Origin of the sequence: Fischerella sp., assembly GCF_013388695.1 — a bacterium.
GTDB lineage: Bacteria > Cyanobacteriota > Cyanobacteriia > Cyanobacteriales > Nostocaceae > PCC9605.
Window position 1 is genome coordinate 1 of record NZ_JACAEU010000144.1, and the last position, 21,085, is coordinate 21,085.

The following is a 21,085-nucleotide window of genomic DNA, read 5'->3' on the forward strand; positions in this document are numbered from 1 at the left end:
AAAATAGGTCTCCCTTTGTCAAGAAGACCTATTTATTGATAATGTTGCCTCTATTCTACCAAACACACCTACAAATTAATCTGAATTCTGGCGAATATCTGTTGCTCCAAATTCTAATTAATCTTCTACAATCCATTAAAAAAGTTAGCTTAGAAACCCTGGCTACTTCTCTGCCTATTCCAATTTTAGCGGTTTTTATTTATTGCAAATAGGAGATTGATCGTACTCAAAAAAGAGAATAAATATTAGCTTAATCGACAATAAACTTAATAATGAAAAACACACTTAATAAATTCACAACTGCACTGATGATAAATGTGATAGTGTAACCCGTCTGTTGAGCAACAATTCCACTGAGAACAGTGGCAGCAATTCCACCTAAGAACATGACTGAAACTTGAATAGTATAATCAGTAGCAGCAGTTGCGCGATCGCTTTTATCCATCATGGCACTAAGCAAGGCTGTATAGGCCATACTTTGAGTGCCACTGACTAGAATACACACCGCATACAGCACAGGTAAACTGGCAACGTCGATAGCTGGTAAGATATACAAGAGTGCAGTAAAAGCCGCTATAAGTCCAAACAAAATTAAAGAACGCCTGCGTCCCAAGCGTGTAATCATCACTCCAGCAACCAAGGCTAAAGCAATGCGGGCGCTGTAGCTAACTACACCCAATAACCAGCCAATGTCTGATAAAGACAAACCCTTATCTACCAAAAGCGGACGAATCATGGTAGTCGTGATACTTTCACCCGCCATATACAGTAGAACAACGAAAAGCCACGGTAGCATTTTCGGGCGAGAGAAAAAGCGAATAAATGCTTGGAAATAAGATTTGTTAACTTTTGACTTGGCGATCGCTTGTTCTCTATAAAGCAAAGTAGGTACTAAATTGAGCAGCATGAAAACCGACATTGCAATTAGACTATATCGCCATCCCACTTTTTCTAACAGAATCAGCGCCCAACCACCGCCAATAATCGCCCCAAAAAAATTTCCCCCAGCTTGAATTGCATTACCTAATCCTCGTTCTTGAGGTTCGAGCAAATTTACCGCCAATGCATCAGTAGCAATATCTTGGCTAGCAGAGAACAAACACGCCAAAAACATACAAATGAGCAAGCTAATCAAGTTATTTTGAATATCAATAAAAGCACTGAAAAATATAATTGATGCTAACAACAATTGAAAACAAATAATCCAACCACGATAATGTCCTAAATTCCCTATACGGTAACGGTCAATTAATGGCGACCACAGAAACTTTAAGCCGGAAGGAATGATTAAAAAACCCAAAAATCCAATTCCCTCAAGCGACATATTTTGTTGTCGCATAAAAACAGGTAATGTTTGAAGAAAAAATGTGGTAGGAATAAACTGAGAAGTATAAAGAGTAGCAAGCAAAATCAGTTTATAATAAAGCATAAGATAGAGCAGGGTAACGCCTTTTTGAAACCGAGATCGTAGCGTTTTTAAAGGCAGAGGGGCGCAGAGGCAGCGCAGAGGAACGCAGAGTATTTCTAAGGACAATTCGCTACGAATTAAGTTTTGTTTCAAAGATTGGCACGGAATTGTATACCATAAGTCACCGGATCACCAAATCCCGCCGTCACATTTGGTGGTGGGAAAAAGAATCCAGAAGTAATATAGCGAGTATCAAACAAGTTATTTGCATATAAATAAATGCCATAATTAGGCCCTTCGTAACCAATACGAGCATTTACTAATGCGAATGGATCTTGCTTAATTTGATTGGCATCATCAAAATAATTTGTACCGTAACCGCGTAATTCTAAACGAGCAAAAATTCCACCAGGACTACGATATTGAGCTGCTAAATTGTAGGTAAATTCTGGTGAGAGGGGAACGCGATTGTCACTAAAATTCGCACCAGTAAATGGATTTCTATAATCTTGGAATCTACTGTCTACATAGCCAACCGAGCCAATTAAATCTAGTCCTTGTACAGGAGTGGCTTTAAGCTCAAATTCGACTCCGGTGATGTTGACATCAGCATTGGCGACGTTGCGGAAAAACCCGAAGTCATCAGTTAGTAAAACTTGATAACCATCGACATTGGTATGAAATACCGACAAATTTGCTGTTAATCGATTGTCCAGCCAGGAAGACTTTAAACCGATTTCGTAAGTCCAAGATTTTTCCTCTCCATATCGGCGTGTGTCTTCGGTGTCGGCGCGGTAGTTGAATCCGCTTGGTCGATAACCTTTGGAGATTGTGCCATAGGCCATTAAATTTGGGTTGAATTGATACTGCAAACCAAATCGAGGAATCCATTCATCGCTTTTCTGATCAGCCCCCCGCAGTTCGGGACTGCTAGGGATGACTCCGCCATTGGGAATTTCAAAGACACGCTGGCGATCTAGAGAGATATTAGAAGATTCATAGCGCAGACCAGCAAATAGGGTTAAAGGTTCAATTGGTTTATAATCTAGCTGTCCGAAAACCGCGTAGGTATTACGAAACTGTTCTGCAATCACGCGATCGCGTCCTGGGGAAAATAAGCCAAAAGCTGCGGCTCCAGTTTCTGTGTATTCAAGCGTATCATTGTTAGCATTAAATTCACGAGATTCATAGTATCCACCTAAAAGCCAGCGTAAACGGTCAGCACTTTCTGGGGACTGAAACCGGATTTCCTGTGACCAGACTGTAGAATTTATACCGATAATCTGCCGCAGAAAGTCGCGCCGAGGGACGTTATCTCCTAAAAAGTTATCTTGATTAGTAAAGCGCCGTGCTGTAATTGAGGTAAATTGGAAATCTGTACCGTCATAGTTAACTTTTAAAGCTTGGGTATCATTACTAACTCGCGCATGACCATCAACTGTTTGCTCACTTTTAAAGGGATCTTCACTGTTGCGGGGGACAAAGGTAGGATTGCCACTATCGGTATAGTTAGCGTAAGTGTTAAATGAGACGTTCCATTCTGGTGTCGGTGTCCACAAGACTTGTGCTCGTCCGACTAGTTGCGATCGCTCTCCAACTGTGCGATCAAGAAACACATTATCTACCAAACCATCTCGTCCACTGTAAACTCCAGCAAAGCGAAACCCAAGTTTGTCAGGAATCACCGCATTGCTAAGTGATAGTTGCACTTCCCGGCTATTATAGTTGCCATAACTAGCTGAAAATAGCATTTCCGGGGAATCCGTTGGCTGACGGGAAATGACATTCACTACCCCACCTGGACTGCTTCTACCATAGAGCGTACTTTGTGGCCCTCGCAGTACTTCTACTCGTTGTAAATCAATCAAACCCAAGTCCAAAAAGCCACCGTAATCAAACGGCACATCATCGATATAAAAGGCGACACTATCTTGGCTAGCGAGAAAGTTAAAGTTGCTCAAACCTCGCATACTGTAGTAGTTAAATTCCGCAGCGCCAGAAGATGTCGGAAAAAAGCTAAAGTTGGGTGTGTTGTTGGCGATATCAGTGAAAGAATTAATTTGAGCATCTTCGAGTTCTTGTTGAGGAATCACTGTCAGACTCAGTGGTACATTCTGTGCGTCTTCTGAGCGTTTCTGTGCGGTTACGAGCAGTTCAATATCTGGTTCATTAGGTTTTTGGCTATCGGCTGATGGTTGAGTCTCAAGTGTTGTTGGTGTCACCCCTAAAACTAAACCTTCATCGCTGTCAAATAGTTCGACTTTTGGAGCCTGTGTTGTTCCTACTACGGTGATTTGGATACTATTTGCATCCTGATTTACCGCCAATACTTCCGTAATTCCCGCAACTGGCTTTTCTTGACGGAAGGTATTACCACTTGCTAAACGCAGTTGTACATTAGGAATATTTGCAAGAAATCTATTACCTTCTATTTTAGTTGTGACTTGCAGCTTGTCAGATGCAGATGTTTCTAAAATAACTTCTAATCCATTAGCCGTCTGATTCAACTTTATCCCTGTTACTAAAAGAGTAGACTGCTCTTGTTGAGCTAGCCACTCCTTAACACTTGTATGAGGAAGCTGAATATCTGAAAGTTGGGGAATTTGATGATCTTCTTTTGTTACAGCTAAAGCTTGTTGATTTATAAGTATGGCAAGTATGACAGCTAGTCCAAAATTTCCCAGTAGATACAGTTTCCTCATTTAATCCTCACACCAAAAAATAATCTCAAATTGTCAATAAAATTTGACAAAATTTAAGCTATTAGTAGCACATCGACTAAAGCGTTTATGTGCTAAATTGTTTGGCTTTGTGGTAAAAGTGTCAAATGACAAACTGTCAAACTTCGTAGATCGCGTTCTAGCTTGAAGATGGGTGTGGCGGTGCAAGGAGTTGGAGTTATATTTTTTGTCTTGTTTTCTACCATAAAGATCTCAAACCCTAATCATCATAATTTTTCTTAATTTACTTATTGATTAATTATTCTTATAGTAAAGACCAGTTGGTTGATGTGCTTTCAAAACTCTTAACAAACAAGCATTTAAGATTAATTTGACTTATTGTCAAGTATCAAAATTCTTCTATACTAAAATAAAAATATATAAAATTAATTATCAGTAAATATACCAAGAATAAATAGTACTACTTGAGACTATGTTTTATTTTGTGTATCTATCAAAGCTTGTAAACATATTTATAAGCTAATACATAATAAGAGTATATTTTTTGACTTCTAATTAATTTGCATAAAAAAAGTCAAATAGCAAAAGCTCATATGTAGTATTTCATACTCATTGAGATCAAAATATTTTAGATTGACAACACTCTAAAATCTGTATTAGCTTAAGCTTTAATGCTTATTTAAAAGAACTTTCCATGTATTTCAAATTAATTGATGAAAATTAACCACAAAGATAGGTGTTACAAAGTGTAGCAAAATAAAATAATGTAATAAATTTTGATAGCATAGAAAATTTTTCAGCCGTTTTATGTAACTTAGTTAAGTTGTTGGATAAAACCAAGCAACATCTTCACTTTATGCAGCTGCTAGTAATAGCTTCACATCGCTTGTTACAACTGCACAAAAGAACCTGAGCAATTTTTCTGAGAAATGTCGATGATATATAACAGTGAAATAACAACGTTGGCAGATTTACCGCGCGTGCAAGCACGTCAATTTACAGACACTAAGGCATTAATATTTAAGGATAAATCACTTACTTATTCACAATTAGATCGGCGAAGCAATCAAGTCGCAAATTCACTTTTAGCCCAAGGAATTCAACCAGGTGCGCGAGTAGCACTTTTAGCTAAAGATTCACTTAAAAGTTATGAAGTTTTATTTGCTTGTTGCAAAATAAAAGCTGTTTTTGTACCGATTAATTGGCGTTTGGCTGCTGCTGAAGTCAGCTATATTCTCAGGGATGCTAATGTGGAAATTCTGTTTGTAGGAGCGGAATTTTATCAGTTAGTAGCATCGATTAGAAATGAGATTGATGATGTGAAAACCATTATTACCTTAGACAAAATTGACGGCGATTGTCTGAGTTATGATATCTGGTCTCAGGAACATAGTGACGATCCACCAAATGTCGCTGTTGAAGCCAATGATGTAGCCGTACAAATGTATACTAGCGGCACTACTGGACGACCTAAAGGTGTCCAACTAGGACATTACAGTTTTTTTGCGATCGCCAAAGAATTTGCTCAACGAAATCAAACTTGGATCGATTGGAACGCAACTGATAAAAGTTTGCTGACTTTATCGTTATTCCATATCGGTAGTCTATGGTGGGCGATTCGTGGTTTAGCAGCCGGAGCCGAAAATATTGTCTTAGAAAATTTTATCGGTGATGAGGTTCTCCAAGCGATTGAAAAGTACCGCATTACTAAGACATTTATGGTTCCAGCCATGATTCAAGTTTTGTTGAACGAGCCATTATGCCAAAACACAGATTTTTCATCACTAGAATACGTTATTTATGGGGGTTCCCCCATAGCTGAATCATCATTGAAAAATGCGATCGCCACATTTAATTGTAATTTTGTGCAAATATATGGAATGACCGAAACTGGCAATTGTGCCGTCTCTTTACCTGCAAAAGACCATACATCTGGAAATAAAAACATCCTCAAAGCTGCGGGTAAACCCTTTCCTGGCGTATCGGTAGCCATCATCAACAGTGAAGGTAAAGAACTATCTTGCTTTGAAGTGGGTGAAGTTTGTATCAAATCTCCTGCAAATATGATTGGTTATTGGAAATTACCAGAAGCTACAGCAAAAACCTTAGTAGATGGCTGGATTCATACTGGTGATGCTGGTTACTTTGATGAAGAAGGTTACATTTATATTTGCGATCGCTTTAAAGACATGATTCTTTATGGTGGCGAAAATGTCTATCCAGCAGAAATTGAAAATATTTTATACGAACATCCAGCCATCAGAGAGGTAGCAGTAATTGGTGTTCCAGATAAAGATTTTGGAGAAGCAATCAAAGCAATTGTGGTTTTAAAAACAGGTATGAAAGCAACCGCATTAGATATTATTAATTTTGTCCGGGGTAAAATTGCTGATTTTAAGTTACCGAGAAGCGTTGAGTTTACTGAATCTTTGCCCAGAACGCCTAGTGGTAAATTGCAAAAGGCTAAGATTCGAGAGAAATATTGGCAAGGGTATGAACGTCGTGTGAATTAAAGGGAGTCTCCCAAATGTTTGGGTTTATTTTTAAACGCAAAGTCACGCTGAGGTTTACGCAGAGGAGCGCGGAGCAGGGGAAGAAATGACCAATGACTAATTCTCAAGTTCCTCTGTGGAAACCGCTAACTGTACGCAACTTCTTACTTTTGTACATCGGTGAAACCGTTTCGCTTCTTGGCGACCAGTTTTATATCGTTGCATTGCCTTGGTTAACAATACAGTTAACTAACTCTGGGATCACGTTGGGTACAGTGTTAATGAGTGCAGCAATTCCCCGTGCTGTTTTGATGCTATTTGGTGGTGTGGTGAGCGATCGCTTTTCACCGCGATTAGTGATGTTTGTTGCTAATGCTTTGCGTGGTTTACTAGTCGTTTTATTTGCAACAATCGTTGCGCTGAAAATGACTCAACTATGGCATATTTACTTTTTTGCTGCGAGCTTTGGCATATTTGATGGCTTGTTTATACCTGCATCTAAATCAATTATCCCCAGTCTGGTATCAAAAGAACAGTTAATAGCAAGTAATACTTTAAGCCAAGGAACTTCCCAACTGATTTTGCTGATTGGGCCGGCTTTGGGTGGTTTGCTGATTGCAACTGCGGGGATTGAAATAGCATTTGTCATTGATGGGATAACTTTCGTCATCACAACTATCACACTTTTGCTGATGAAGGGAACAACAGCAAAAGGATTACATGGGGAATTAAATCAAAATTCTGCTTCTACTAAAAAAACTATGAGTTTGATTGCTGGTATGCGTGAGGGATTTGACTACGCATGGCGCAATCAGCCTTTGAGAATCTTTTTGCTGGTAATGGTAATTCTCAATTTTCTATTTATTGGGCCATTACAAGTTGGGATGACTTCACTAGCTCATAGTCGCTTTCCAGGTGGTGCAGTGGCTTTAGGAATCATGCAATCAGCTTGGGGGGGTGGTGGGTTAATAGGAACACTCACACCTCAATTTGTGCCAAACCTTCCCAACATCGGAGTTTTATTGTTAACTATTGCGAGTGTTCAAGGCTTTGGTTTATTTTTACTTGGCTTTATTGGCAATATAGGACTAGCTAGTATGACAATTGCAGTGCTGGGATTTTGCAGTTGTATTTTTACTGTTGTAGGAATTACTTGGATTCAGAAACAAACCCAACCTGAAATGTTAGGAAGAGTGATGAGTTTGGGAATGTTTTCTGCTTTTGGTGTTGCTCCTGTTTCTTTTGCTTTAGCTGGTATTTTAGTGAATTTAAATCTGACAATTATGTTTACTGTTGCAGGTAGCATTATGTTGATTACAAGTCTTTCTTTGGCAGCAAATTCATCAGTACGTAAGATTAGTTAACTAGATAAATCTGGTTTTATTTATTAATTTATCCGTTAAAAACGGGTAATAGGAAAGTTACCTAGCTTCGCCAAAATTAAATAGGACTTACGCAAAAAATCTCTCAAACTCTCATTTCTCTGTGTCCTCTGCGTCCTCTGTGGTTCGTTATTCCGTGACCCATGCGTAAGTCCAGTTAAATAAAAATCATATAGCGAGTGAGAAAACTATGAAAGTTCAATATCAAGACAATCAGCGAATGGGAGTTGCTGTTTATGACTTTAATCATAAAACTGCTTCAGATGTAGATATTGAGGATGTGAAGCAACTGATATATGAATACAAAATTGTTGTACTCAAGGAGCAAGATTTATCGCCTGATGAGTATTGTGATTTTGGGTATCGTCTTGGGGAGGTAGAAAAATACTATCAACCGATGTATCACCATCCAGAAAGGGAAGAGATTTTTGTTTCCTCTAATGTTTCTGAGAATGGTCAGCAAGTTGGAGTTCCGAAGACTGGGAAGTTTTGGCACGCTGATTATGCGTTTATGCCGAGGCCATTTGCATTTTCAATGGTATATCCTCGAATCCTTCCTAGTAAAGAGCGTGGCACTTACTTTATTAATATGTCCAAAGTATACCAGAGTTTACCAGATGATCTGAAAGCGATCGCCAATCAGTCGAGTTGTTATCACAGTGTCAGACGTTTTTTTAAAATTCGTCCTGAAGATGTTTATCGTCCGATTTCGGAAATATTGGACGAGATTGAACGAGTCACTCCTCCTGTAAAGCATCCAACGACCTTCACCCATCCCGTTACAGGAGAAACCATTCTCTACATTAGCGAAGGGTTTACCTATCGCATAGATGATTTAGAGGGAAAACCGCGAGATATAAATATTCTCCAAAAGTTGTTGACTCATTCCGGTCAGTTAGACAAAACTTTTCAATATCCATTAATCGAACATCATGAATTTGAATTAGGAGATGTGCGGATTTGGGATAATCGCTCTTTAGTCCATTGCGCTCACTATGCTGCAAATTCCGAACCAGCCGTCACATTTCGATTAACCCTGCACGATAGCTATCCATTTTATCAATTATAGTTTCACAAATCTCACCAAAAAACTTCCTGACTTTGAAATTCAAAAATTAACTTTTTCTTCTCACTATAACTCTCTGCGACTCTGCGTGATTTAAATCCACATCCTCAATCATCACCCACCAAAACAGTCATTTAACTAAGATAAAATATCATGTTAAAATTTCCAGATTCCAGTCAACAAAGCATCCACCTCAATAATGATGATATCTTACTAACACAAGTCCTCAAACCTTATAAAGCTAATTGTCAATATCTTAAATCTGCTGAAGTAATTAAAGATGGCGATCCTCAGCATGGGGGACGTGTAATCGGACGATGTGAATTTTCGATTCCAGAATCATGCTATATCGATGACACTGGTCATTTTAATTCAGTGGAGTTTAATATTTGCTACAACCAAATGATGTATTATGTCATAGCTAAATCTGTGAAAGAAAGACTGATAGCATCATTTCAGTCGTGGACTATGGCAGATTATTGGAATAAACAATTACCAGATATTTATATTGTGAATTTTGAAAGTTCCTTTCGGCGTGCTATGCAGTCTTCTCAGTTTTGGGGTGAAATTGAGTTTACTAATATTCGGATTAGGTCTGGGATGATGTATATAGTTACTAACTGTCGTTATTGGGATGATCAAGGTGGTAATTGCAGTGGTAGTGTGAAGTTGGTGATTGTAAATTCTCCGGGATAGATTTTTCACGCAAAGGCGCAAAGAGAGAGTTTATTTTGCTGGAATAGTATGTCAAAGATTGCATTTTTTACAACTTATATTCAAGAGGAAATAGCTAAGGTAATTGGGATAGAGTCCTCTGATTTGGATGTGGAAATGTCTTTAAATTATTTGGGACTTGATTCATTAATTGCTGTCAAACTGAGAAATAAGTTTAGAAAAGAGTTGGAAGTAGATGTTCCAGCAGTAAAGTTTTTAGAGGATACTAATGTTGCAAGTTTGGCAATATTAGTCGATGAATTGAGTGCAAATGCTAAATCAACAATAGAAGATGACGATGAGTGGTTGGAAGGAGAATTATGAATTTAGTTGAGTTTCTCACACAACTCTCGCAACAGAATATAGAATTGTGGGTTGAAGATGATAAACTACGTTATCGCGGTCGCAAAGAAGGATTAACTTCCACTGTTTTAAATCAAATTAAGCAGCATAAAACAGAAATTATTGATTTGCTGCGCCAAGGTTTTCATAGTTCTAAATCCTATCCCCTGACTCATGGTCAGCAAGGTTTATGGTTTTTGTATAAACTTGCACCCACTAGTGCAGCTTATAATGTGGCTTTTACAGCTCGCATCCGCTCTCATTTAAATATTCCGGCTTTACAACGAGCTTTTCAGCAGTTAGTAAATCGTCATCCAACTCTCCGCACAACATTTGCACAAAAGGATGGCGAACCTTTTCAACAGGTTCATGAATACCAAGAAGTTAATTTTGAAAATATTGACGCTTCAGCTTGGAATGAAGATGAGTTGATAAGCCAAGTCATAGCAGCATATCAGCGTCCCTTTGATTTGGAAAAAGGTAATTTATTGCGAGTAAATTTATTTACTTGTTGTGAAGATAATTATGTAATATTACTAACCATACATCATATTGTGATTGATGGTTTTTCCCTGGGAATTATTTTTGATGAGTTGCGTTTACTCTACGAAGCAGAAAATACAGGTCGAGTTATATCTTTACCTGCTATTAAGTACCAATATCAAGACTTTGTACAGTGGCAAAGAAATATTTTAGCAAGTTCTGTGGGCGATGAATTATGGAATTACTGGCGCGAACAATTAGCGGGTGAGTTACCCATTTTAAAATTACCAACAGATCGACCGCGACCACCTATTCAAAGCTATCGGGGAGCTTCCCATACTTTTGAGTTAAATCAAGAGTTGACTTTTCAGCTACGAGAAATGGCGAAAGCTCAAGGCGCGACTCTTTATATGACTTTGTTAACAGCCTTTCAAGTGTTGCTTTACCGCTTGTCTGGTCAGGAAGATATCATTGTCGGTGCGCCTATTGAGGGGAGAAGTCAGCCGCAATTTGCGGAAACTGTAGGTTTTTTCGTGAATATGCTGGCTTTGCGCGTAAATTTGGCTGGTAATCCCACATTTTCTCAGCTTTTAACTCAAGTCCGTCAAACTGTATTAGATGCGATCGCCCATCAAGATTATCCCTCTACTTTACTAATTGAGCGATCGCAACTCAACCGCGATCCGAGTCTTCCTGGTTTGTTTCGCGTTTCTTTTAATTTGTTGAAACTCAGTGAAATTGCTCAAGATTATGAATTGTCTGTATCTGATAAAACTAAAATTAGAGAAAATTGGGGCGGGTTAACTTTAGAACCTTTTGTGATTCCCCAGCAAGAAGGACAGAATGATTTAGTGTTCGATATGATGGAGACGACTGAATCATTAATTGGTATTTTCAGATACAACAGCGATTTATTTGATGCTACGACAATTAGCAGGATAGCGAGTCATTTTCAAACTTTACTCGCAGGGATTATTGCTAATCCCCAACAACAAATTGCTTCTTTACCTCTGCTAACGGAAGCTGAAGCAAATCATTTGTTGTGGAAGTGGAACAACAACCAAGTCGAGTATCCCCAAGATAGAGTTATTCATCAGTTGTTTGAGAACTGTGTGAAGCAGCAACCAAACGCGGTTGCGGTGGTATTTCCAAATGTAGAGACGTTTCATGAAACGTCTCTACAATTAACGTATCAACAATTAAACAGCAAAGCCAATCAACTAGCACACTACCTGCGTTCTTTGGGAATAGGTGAAAATCAGCTGGTGGGAATTTGTGTGGAACGTTCCCTAGAAATGATTGTTGCATTATTGGGAGTTCTCAAAGCAGGTGGAGCTTATCTACCTTTAGATCCTGCATATCCCCAAGAACGCTTGAGTTTTATGCTGCGTGATTCTCAAGTATCGATATTGGTGACGCAACAAAAATTAGTCACGAGTTTACCAATAGAGGATTTAACTGTAGTTTGTTTAGATCAAGATTGGCAAGATATTTCTCAGGAAAGTGAAGAAAATTTAGTCATTAATACTACATTCCAAAATTTAGCCTACGTGATTTACACATCAGGTTCTACAGGCAAATCTAAGGGAGTGGCGATCGCTCATCGTAGTTTGGTAAGTGCATTTCATGCTTGGGAAAAAGCTTATCAACTCCAGTCTTTGACTAGTCATTTGCAAATGGCGAGTTTTGCTTTTGATGTGTTTTCAGGAGATATAATTCGCGCTCTTTGTAGTGGTGCTAAGTTGGTTTTATGTCCGCGTGAGTGGCTGTTAGAACCAGAAAAGCTGTATAAACTGATGTTGGTGGAGAAGATTGATAGTGCGGAGTTTGTTCCAGCTGTGTTGAGAAACTTAGTTGAGTATTTGCAAAGAACTCAGCAAAATCTCCATTTTATGAAATTGTTGGTAGTCGGTTCAGATAGTTTGTATGTGCAAGAATATCAAGAATTTCAGCGTTTTTGTGGTGAACAGACACGTTTGATTAATTCCTATGGGGTAACGGAAGCGTGTATTGATAGCACATATTTTGAATTGGGGACTGGGGAGTGGGAGGATAGATCCCCGACTTCTTTAAGAAGTCGGGGATCTATAACCTCTGATAATTTGTCTGGTAAATCACTAGTTCCTATTGGTCGTCCATTTGCGAACACGCAAGTTTATATTTTAGATCGGTATCTGCAATTAGTTCCCATTGGGGTTGCGGGTGAATTATATATTGGTGGTGCTGGTTTAGCTCAAGGTTATTTAAATCGGGACGATTTAACCAAAGAGAAATTTATCCCTAATCCCTTCTACCCCCACACCCCTATCTTGTACAAAACGGGAGATTTAGCGCGTTATCTTCCTGACGGTAATATTGAATTACTCGGTCGAATTGACGATCAAGTGAAGATTCGGGGTTTCCGAATTGAACTAGGGGAAATTGAAGCTGTTTTGAGTAGTCATCCCCAAGTCCAAGCAGCAGTGGTGATGGTTCGAGAACTGCAAAGCGAGAATAAATCTATAGTTGCATATGTTGTTTCTCAGCAACAGTCATTAACAATTAGTGAATTGCGTAACTTTCTCAAACAGAAGTTACCTGATTATATGATTCCCAGTGCGATCGCCATCCTGGAAACTTTACCGTTAACACCCAACGGTAAAGTAGATCGGCGTGCTTTACCAATTCCAGATCTGGAACAGAATCGAGAAATAGAGTTTGTTCCACCGCGCACAGCAACGGAAGAAGCGATCGCTAATATTATCGCTGCTGTTTTGGGACTTACACAAGTAGGCATTCACGATAACTTTTTTGAATTGGGGGGACATTCCCTACTTGCGACTCAAGTAATTGCGCGATTACAACAAACCTTAAATATTGAGTTACCGCTACGCTCTTTGTTAGCATCTCCTACAGTGGCTGGATTGAGTGCAGCAGTGACATCTTCCACAAACACAGAATCTTCAGTTAATTTACCAAAAATTGTCCCAAATCCACAACAGCTATATCAACCTTTTCCCCTCACTGACATTCAACAAGCTTATTGGTTAGGACGCAATGAAGCTTTTGAATTAGGAAATATTGCTGCTCATGGTTATTTAGAATTAGATTGCCATTATTTAGATTTAAAAAGATTAAATCAAGCTTGGCAACAACTCATTTTGCGTCACGATATGCTGCGTGCTGTTATTTTACCAGATGGTCAACAGCAAATTCTCTCAACAGTACCGGCTTATGAAATCGAAGTTTTAGATTTGCAAGATTTAGAGGTGATGCGTGAGCAGATGTCCCATGAAGTTTTACCTGCGGAGCAATGGCCTTTATTTAGGATTAGAGCTACACCTATAGATGAACAGCGTACCAGACTCCACCTCAGTTTTGATGCTTTGATTGCTGATGCTTGGAGTGTGTTTTTGCTGATGCGGGAGTGGTTACATCTATATAATAATTCTGAGTTTGTATTACCACCCTTAGAACTTTCCTTCCGTGATTATGTGCTGGGGGAATCAACTTTAAAAAATACACCCCAATATCAACGTTCTCAAGAATATTGGTTTAATCGATTAGATAGCTTACCACCAGCACCAGAATTACCTTTAGCAAAAAATCCCAATCAAATTGCTAATCCTCGATTTCAACGTCGCAGTTCTCAACTGTCTCCAGAACAATGGCGCAAATTACAACATCGCGCACAGCAATTTAACTTAACTCCTTCGGGAGTTTTGTTAGCTGCTTTTGCAGAAATCCTCAGTCAATGGAGCAGAAATCCCAAGTTTACGATTAATCTCACATTATTTAAGCGTTTACCTTTACATCCCCAAGTAAATGAAATTGTCGGAGACTTCACCTCTTTGACACTTTTAGAAGTTGATTTCTCAATTCCTCAAAGCTTTAGCAACCACGCTCAACAATTACAACAACAACTGTGGCAAGATTTAGATCACGGTTATATCAGTGGTTTGCAAGTACAGCGGGAACTTAGCCGTCAACGTCAAAGTTACCAATTTATGCCGGTGGTATTTACTAGTACTCTAGGTTTAGAATCACTCGGTCAGGATACATCAATATTAAGTCAGTTAGGGGAGATTGTTTATAGTATCAGTCAAACCCCGCAAGTTTGGTTAGATAATCAAATCAGAGAGCAAAACGGAACTTTAATATTTAATTGGGATGCGGTGGAAGAACTTTTTCCCACAGGTTTGCTGGATGAAATGTTTGCTGCTTACTGCGATTTGCTTCAACGATTAATTACCTCAGATACCATTTGGAGTGAAAGTCAGGGAGAATTACCACAACCTACAATTGCAAATTATCCCACCGCACCCATTTCTGAGGAAACTTTGCACAGTTTGTTTATCAAGCAAGTGCAAATTCAAGCTGATTCTCCAGCAGTCATTACTCCAGAGCGTACCCTAACTTATCAGGAATTATACCAACGCGCTATACAATTGGCATCTCAACTGCGAGAATTGGGAGCAAGTAGCGACAATGCGATCGCCATTATCATGGAAAAAGGTTGGGAGCAAGTTGTCGCTGTACTAGGAATTTTAATCGCCGGTGCGGCTTATCTCCCCATCGATTCCGAATTACCAGCAGAACGACAAGCATACTTACTCGAACAAAGCGAAGCAAAAATTGTTCTGACTCAATCTTGGTTAGATAATTCTTTAGAATGCTCAGAAAATCTGACTCGTATTGACATTGATTCTCTCACACCCCTACACCCTTACACCCCTACACCTCTACACCCTCAAGATCCATCAGCTTTAGCTTATATTATCTACACTTCCGGTTCTACGGGTTTACCCAAAGGCGTGATGATTGATCATCGGGGTGCGGTGAATACGATTTTGGATATTAACCGACGCTTTGGAATTAAATCAGGCGATCGCATTTTAGCTTTATCAGCATTAAACTTCGACCTTTCAGTTTACGACATCTTCGGTATGTTAGCGGCGGGAGGAACGATAGTTATTCCCTCAGCAGATAAAATTAAAGATCCCGCACACTGGTTAGAGTTAATCGTATCTCAACAAATTACCCTGTGGAATTCAGTTCCAGCTTTGATGCAAATGTTGGTAGAATATCTCGCCAACCAACCACAACAACCATCATCTCTACGTTTAGCTTTGTTGAGTGGAGATTGGCTACCTCTGAATTTACCAAATCAAATTCAAAAATTGTGGTCAAATATCCAAGTAGTGAGTTTGGGAGGAGCAACAGAAGCTTCCATTTGGTCAATTTACTATCCAATTACCCAAGTTGATTCTACCTGGAAAAGTATTCCCTACGGTAAACCACTCGATAATCAACAAGTATATGTATTAAATCATAATTTGCAGCAAACTCCTGTTTGGGTGACAGGACAACTATATATTAGCGGTATTGGTTTAGCAAAAGGTTACTGGAAAGACGCAGAAAAAACAAACGCCAGCTTTATTACTCATCCAGTTACCAAAGAAAAATTGTATAAAACAGGCGACTTGGGACGTTATTTACCCGACGGGAATATAGAATTTTTAGGAAGAGAAGATTTTCAAGTCAAAATCAACGGTTATAGAATTGAACTCGGTGAAATCGAAGCCACATTAAAACAGCATCCCACCGTCAAACAAGCAGTAGTCACCACAGTCGAACAAACACAACAATTAGTTGCTTATATTGTGAGCGATACACCAACTCCCAATTTAGGAGAAGCTTACCAACCAACTCAACAACCAGGAGTATTAACCGATGCTGGAGAACGCATCGAATTTAAACTCCAACAACCAGGAATCCGCAAATCAGAATCATCACCAATTACTATTCACTTACCCAAATCTGAACTTGAGCCAACAACTTATCTCCAACGCCAAAGTCACAGACAATTTCTAACCCAAAAAATATCCCTAGAACAATTTAGCAAATTTCTCAACTGTCTCCAGCAAATGCAATTTGGTGATTATCCCCTCCCCAAATATCGCTATCCTTCTGCTGGAAGTCTTTATCCCGTACAAACTTACTTATTCATCAAACCTAACTCCATCGAAACCCTACCAGCAGGAATATATTATTATCATCCCAGCGACCACAATTTAATCTTACTCCACAGCACCAACGCAATAGACAGCAGCATTTACCTTGAAAATAAACCACTTTTTGAACAATCCGCTTTTGCGATATATTTGATTGGGAAACTAAGTGCGATCGCACCGATGTATGGAGAACTCGCCAGAGACTTCTGTCTTTTAGAAGCAGGACACATCGGACAACTACTCATGAACAGCGCACCAACCCAAGAAATTGGTCTTTGTCCCCTTGGTTATTTAGAATTTACCCAAATTCAAGACTTATTTCAACTAGAAACCAATCAAATTCTCCTGTATAACTTTGTTGGTGGAAAAATAGATCCAACAGATTCTCAGCAATGGTCAATCCTTAAAAATCCTCAAACTGCCAAATCAAATACTACCCAATTTCGAGAATATCTACAGCAGAAACTTCCACAATACATGATACCTGCTGAATATATTTTTATTGACACCTTACCCCTAACTCCCAACGGAAAAATAGATAGAAAAGCTTTACCAACCCCCAATTTTGCAACAGCCAAATCAGCAACTTTAGTCCCTCCGCAAACCCAAACCGAAAAAACAATCGCCGAATTCGTCCAACAACTGCTGCAAATCGAAGCAGTGGGAATACAGAATAACTTCTTTGAATTAGGAATAGACTCACTCAAACTCGTGCAGTTTAAAAATCACTTAAAAACTCAACTCCAAGTCAATATTCCCATGCGTCAATTATTAGTGGAAACCACAAATATTCAACAACTAGCATTAGCGATTGACGAGCAATTAATTATTGCTAAAATCACACAAAAACCCCTAACCACAGAACAAGACGACGATAAAGAAATCATCCAAATCTAATCCAAGTTGTGTATGAATATGCGCCATCTATAAAGAGCAAACAAATAATTTTATTCAAAACTTTTGCGCCTTCAACCCGAAATACGTGATTTTTCTTTGCGTCTTTGCGCCTTTGCGCGAAACAAAATTCATACTATTAATTAGCAACGCCAAATTATGAACAAAAACCAACTTTTAACCGAACTCGAAAAACGAGGAATCAAACTCTGGCTAGAAAATGACCTATTAAACATCGAAGCACCAAAAGGAACATTAACACCAGAACTACGCGATTCCCTCAAAGAACATAAACCAGAACTGATCAAACTTCTAAATCTCAATAACATCAAAACAACCTCCCTACCAATCATCAAACCAAATCCTCAGCAACGTCACCAAGCATTTCCCCTCACCGACATCCAACAAGCGCACTGGTTGGGACGCAATCAAGTATTTGAATTAAGCCATGTCAGCAATCATGTTTACATAGAATTTGCAACTAATAACTTAGACATATCGCGCCTGACAACAGCTTGGCAAAAACTCATTCAACGTCATGATATGCTAAGGGCGATAGTACTACCCACAGGAGAGCAACAAATCTTAGAAAAGGTTCCCGATTATCAAATTACCATCCTAGACTTGCGAGAATTAGAACCTCCACAAATTGAAACTGAATTAACAGCAATCCGCGAAAAATTATCTCAAAAAAACTTACCTGCACACCAATGGCCTTGGTTTGATATTCGAGCCACTTATTTAAATCAACAACAAATTAGGCTGCATCTGAGCATGGATTTATTGCTGATAGATGCTGCAAGTATTCGGATTTTATTTCACGAATGGCATCAATTTTATCAAAATTCCGAATTATCATTACCACCATTAGAACTATCATTTCGAGATTACGTCATTACCAAAAATTCTCTCCAAGACTCAGAATTAGTCAAGCGATCGCAAACTTATTGGTTCAATCGTTTAGATACTCTCCCACCAGCACCAGAACTACCCCTAGCTTGTTTTCCTAGTGAATTAAAAGAGTATACATTCAAACGCTATGCTGGAAAACTAGAACCCCATATATGGCAAAAATTAAAACATCGGGGTCAAAAAGCTGGTTTAACTCCTTCTATCATCTTGCTAACCGCTTTTGCAGAAATTTTAACTTTGTGGAGTAAAAATCCTCACTTTACCCTCAATTTAACTGTCCTGGAACGTCTACCCCTCCATCCCCAAATTAATCAAATTATTGGCGATTTTACTAATACAAATCTTTTAGCAATAGACAATTCGTCCCCAAATACATTTACAAATCTAGCTCTAAAAATCCAACAACAATTACTCCAAGATTTAGATCATATTTATATTAGTGGAGTAGAAGTACTGCGGAAATTGCTCAGTCAAAAGCAAACAGAATTGACCGCAGCTATGCCTATAGTATTTAGTAGTGTTTTAGGTTTGGGTAATTTTGCTCAGGGAGATTTAGAATATAACTTTTTGGGAGAGGTGGTGTACGGTATTAGCCAAACCCCGCAAGTTTCTTTAGAACATCAAGTTGCAGAACACAATGGTAGCTTAATTTTTAATTGGGATGCAGTAGAAGCACTTTTCCCTACTGGGATGTTGGATGAAATGTTTACAGTTTACTGCAATTTGCTGGAGCGTTTAGCCCAAGAAAATGAATTGTGGACAGAACCCATAGAATTATTACCATCAATCCCAATTCATCCTCATCCACCAATCCCACAAACAGCTTTACTCCACACTTTATTTTTTGAACAAGTATCTCAGCGTCCACAACAACAAGCCATCATTAGCAGCGATCGCATTCTCACCTATCAAGAGTTAAGCGATCGCGTCACTGAATTAGCACAACAATTAGGCGATCGTTCTCAGGTAGCGATCGCCATTATTATGGAAAAAGATTGGAAACAGGTTGTCGCTGCTTTGGCTATCCTTGTTGCTGGTGGTATCTATGTCCCCATCGATCCAGGATTACCACAGGAACGTATATGGTATTGTTTACAACAAGCACAAGTCAAACTGGTACTGACTGAAACTTGCCTTGTTCATAGTCTGGAATATCCAGAGAACATCCCGACTTTGTGTATAGATTCATTACAACCTTCACCATCTCACCAGCCATACCAGCAAATCTCAAAACCCACAGACTTAGCCTATATCATCTACACCTCTGGTTCTACAGGAACACCCAAAGGTGTGATGATTACTCATGAAAGTGCAGTCAACACGATTTTAGATATTAACGAACGCTTTCGGATCAATTCAGGCGATCGCATCTTAGCTATTTCTGCTCTCAGCTTCGACCTCTCAGTTTACGACATCTTCGGCATCTTAGCAGCAGGAGGAACAATAGTCATTCCTGATGCTGCAAACAGTAAAGATCCATCTCATTGGAGTGAATTAATTACCAAACACCAAATCACAATTTGGAACTCAGTTCCCGCTTTCATGCAGATGTTAATTGAGTATAATTTAAATCATCCTCAAGTTACATTTAATACTCTCAGATTAGTTTTATTGAGTGGTGATTGGATACCCCTGAATTTACCAACTCAGATCCAAGCATTATCTCCACAAGCCGAAATCATTAGTTTAGGAGGAGCAACGGAAGCCTCCATCTGGTCAATTTATTATCCAATTACCCAAGTTGACCCCAACTGGAAAAGTATTCCCTACGGCAAACCACTTAAAAATCAATATATTTATGTGTTAAATATATCTCTGAAAAAATGTCCTGTTTGGGTGACAGGAGAATTATATATTGGGGGAATGGGATTAGCAAAAGGTTATTGGCAAGATGAAGAAAAGACAAATGCTAGTTTCATTACTCATCCAGTTACCAAAGAAAAATTATATAAAACAGGTGACTTGGGACGTTATTTACCCGACGGGAATATTGAATTTTTAGGAAGAGAAGATTTTCAAGTCAAAATCAATGGTTATCGCATTGAACTTGGTGAAATTGAAGCAATATTAAAACAGCATCCCACCGTTAAAGAAGTTGTCGTTACAACAATCCCAAAAACACAACAACTAATCGCTTACATTGTTCCACAACCAGAGTCAAACATCACCACTCAAGAAATACGTTCTTTTCTCCAAACCAAATTACCAGCATACATGACCCCCTCTACTTTTGTGTTGTTAGCATATTTCCCGCTCACAGCAAATGGTAAAGTGGATCGTCAGGCGCTACCTATTCCTGAAGGTACGCAACCAGAATTAACACAAACTTTTACTCCGCCTCGTAACCAAGTAGAAGAACTATTAATTACAACTTGGACGGAATTATTTCAACTTCCGCAAATCAGCATCCATGACAACTTCTTTGCATTAGGCGGACACTCATTTTTAGCACTACAATTAATCTCAAAAATCAATCATAATTTTCAGACAAATATACCTCTCAGTACACTTTTTCACTATCCAACGGTAGCCGAATTAGCTCAGATCTTGCACCTGGAAACTTGAATGTCAATTCCTTGACTAAGTGCTAGTTCTCTAAATAGACGGGAAACTTCAAACCCCTCAGGCGAAGCTGTTGTCCTCGCTTGTGTAGTTGGGCAACACAGCGCCCATCGATTAGTTTTCGGGTACAAGCGATACCAGCAATTATATGGTATT

The 21,085-nt window shown here is 38.9% G+C and carries 9 protein-coding genes and 1 pseudogene; 8 read left to right on the top strand and 2 right to left on the bottom strand.

Annotation, left to right across the window (positions count from 1 at the left end):
- Nucleotides 1-41: 41 nt before the first annotated feature.
- Nucleotides 42-185: pseudogene (locus HXY43_RS19470) on the top strand (IS4 family transposase); the annotation flags it as partial.
- A 65-nt stretch (nucleotides 186-250) separates the two neighbouring features.
- On the opposite strand, the gene HXY43_RS19475 reads toward HXY43_RS19470, so the two are convergent.
- A complete protein-coding gene (locus HXY43_RS19475) occupies nucleotides 251-1,429 on the bottom strand; it encodes an MFS transporter (RefSeq protein WP_290886301.1) in 1,179 nt (392 codons plus the stop codon).
- A 128-nt stretch (nucleotides 1,430-1,557) separates the two neighbouring features.
- Nucleotides 1,558-4,110: a TonB-dependent receptor gene (locus HXY43_RS19480; RefSeq protein ID WP_290886303.1), complete on the bottom strand. Its 2,553-nt coding sequence runs from the start codon at nucleotides 4,108-4,110 to the stop codon at nucleotides 1,558-1,560.
- Between the two features lie 908 nt (nucleotides 4,111-5,018).
- Between HXY43_RS19480 and HXY43_RS19485 the strand changes: the two genes are divergently transcribed.
- From HXY43_RS19485 to HXY43_RS19515, 7 genes are all read left to right on the top strand, one after another.
- Nucleotides 5,019-6,602, top strand: a complete 1,584-nt coding sequence (locus tag HXY43_RS19485) for a fatty acid--CoA ligase (RefSeq protein WP_290886305.1) — start codon at nucleotides 5,019-5,021, stop codon at nucleotides 6,600-6,602.
- Nucleotides 6,603-6,694: 92 nt separating this feature from the next.
- Nucleotides 6,695-7,945: an MFS transporter gene (locus HXY43_RS19490; RefSeq protein WP_290886307.1), complete on the top strand. Its 1,251-nt coding sequence runs from the start codon at nucleotides 6,695-6,697 to the stop codon at nucleotides 7,943-7,945.
- A gap of 208 nt (nucleotides 7,946-8,153) precedes the next feature.
- Nucleotides 8,154-9,032, top strand: a complete 879-nt coding sequence (locus tag HXY43_RS19495) for a TauD/TfdA family dioxygenase (protein WP_290886311.1) — start codon at nucleotides 8,154-8,156, stop codon at nucleotides 9,030-9,032.
- 150 nt (nucleotides 9,033-9,182) lie between these two features.
- Nucleotides 9,183-9,725 (top strand): FcoT family thioesterase, encoded by a 543-nt coding sequence (locus tag HXY43_RS19500; protein ID WP_290886314.1) that lies wholly within the window; start codon nucleotides 9,183-9,185, stop codon nucleotides 9,723-9,725.
- Nucleotides 9,726-9,773: 48 nt separating this feature from the next.
- A complete protein-coding gene (locus HXY43_RS19505) occupies nucleotides 9,774-10,067 on the top strand; it encodes an acyl carrier protein (protein WP_290886317.1) in 294 nt (97 codons plus the stop codon).
- Nucleotides 10,064-17,458: a non-ribosomal peptide synthetase gene (locus tag HXY43_RS19510; RefSeq protein WP_290886320.1), complete on the top strand. Its 7,395-nt coding sequence runs from the start codon at nucleotides 10,064-10,066 to the stop codon at nucleotides 17,456-17,458. Before HXY43_RS19505 ends, HXY43_RS19510 begins: the two co-directional genes overlap by 4 nt.
- A gap of 156 nt (nucleotides 17,459-17,614) precedes the next feature.
- Nucleotides 17,615-20,932, top strand: a complete 3,318-nt coding sequence (locus HXY43_RS19515) for an amino acid adenylation domain-containing protein (protein ID WP_290886323.1) — start codon at nucleotides 17,615-17,617, stop codon at nucleotides 20,930-20,932.
- Nucleotides 20,933-21,085: the final 153 nt, after the last annotated feature.

Excerpts from the sequence above, each read along its gene's own strand:
- HXY43_RS19475 (WP_290886301.1), bottom strand. The coding sequence starts at position 1,429 with ATGCTTTATTATAAACTGATTTTGCTTGCTACTCTTTATACTTCTCAG.
- HXY43_RS19480 (WP_290886303.1), bottom strand. The coding sequence starts at position 4,110 with ATGAGGAAACTGTATCTACTGGGAAATTTTGGACTAGCTGTCATACTT.
- HXY43_RS19485 (WP_290886305.1), top strand. The coding sequence starts at position 5,019 with ATGTCGATGATATATAACAGTGAAATAACAACGTTGGCAGATTTACCG.
- HXY43_RS19490 (WP_290886307.1), top strand. The coding sequence starts at position 6,695 with ATGACTAATTCTCAAGTTCCTCTGTGGAAACCGCTAACTGTACGCAAC.
- HXY43_RS19495 (WP_290886311.1), top strand. The coding sequence starts at position 8,154 with ATGAAAGTTCAATATCAAGACAATCAGCGAATGGGAGTTGCTGTTTAT.
- HXY43_RS19500 (WP_290886314.1), top strand. The coding sequence starts at position 9,183 with ATGTTAAAATTTCCAGATTCCAGTCAACAAAGCATCCACCTCAATAAT.
- HXY43_RS19505 (WP_290886317.1), top strand. The coding sequence starts at position 9,774 with ATGTCAAAGATTGCATTTTTTACAACTTATATTCAAGAGGAAATAGCT.
- HXY43_RS19510 (WP_290886320.1), top strand. The coding sequence starts at position 10,064 with ATGAATTTAGTTGAGTTTCTCACACAACTCTCGCAACAGAATATAGAA.
- HXY43_RS19515 (WP_290886323.1), top strand. The coding sequence starts at position 17,615 with ATGAACAAAAACCAACTTTTAACCGAACTCGAAAAACGAGGAATCAAA.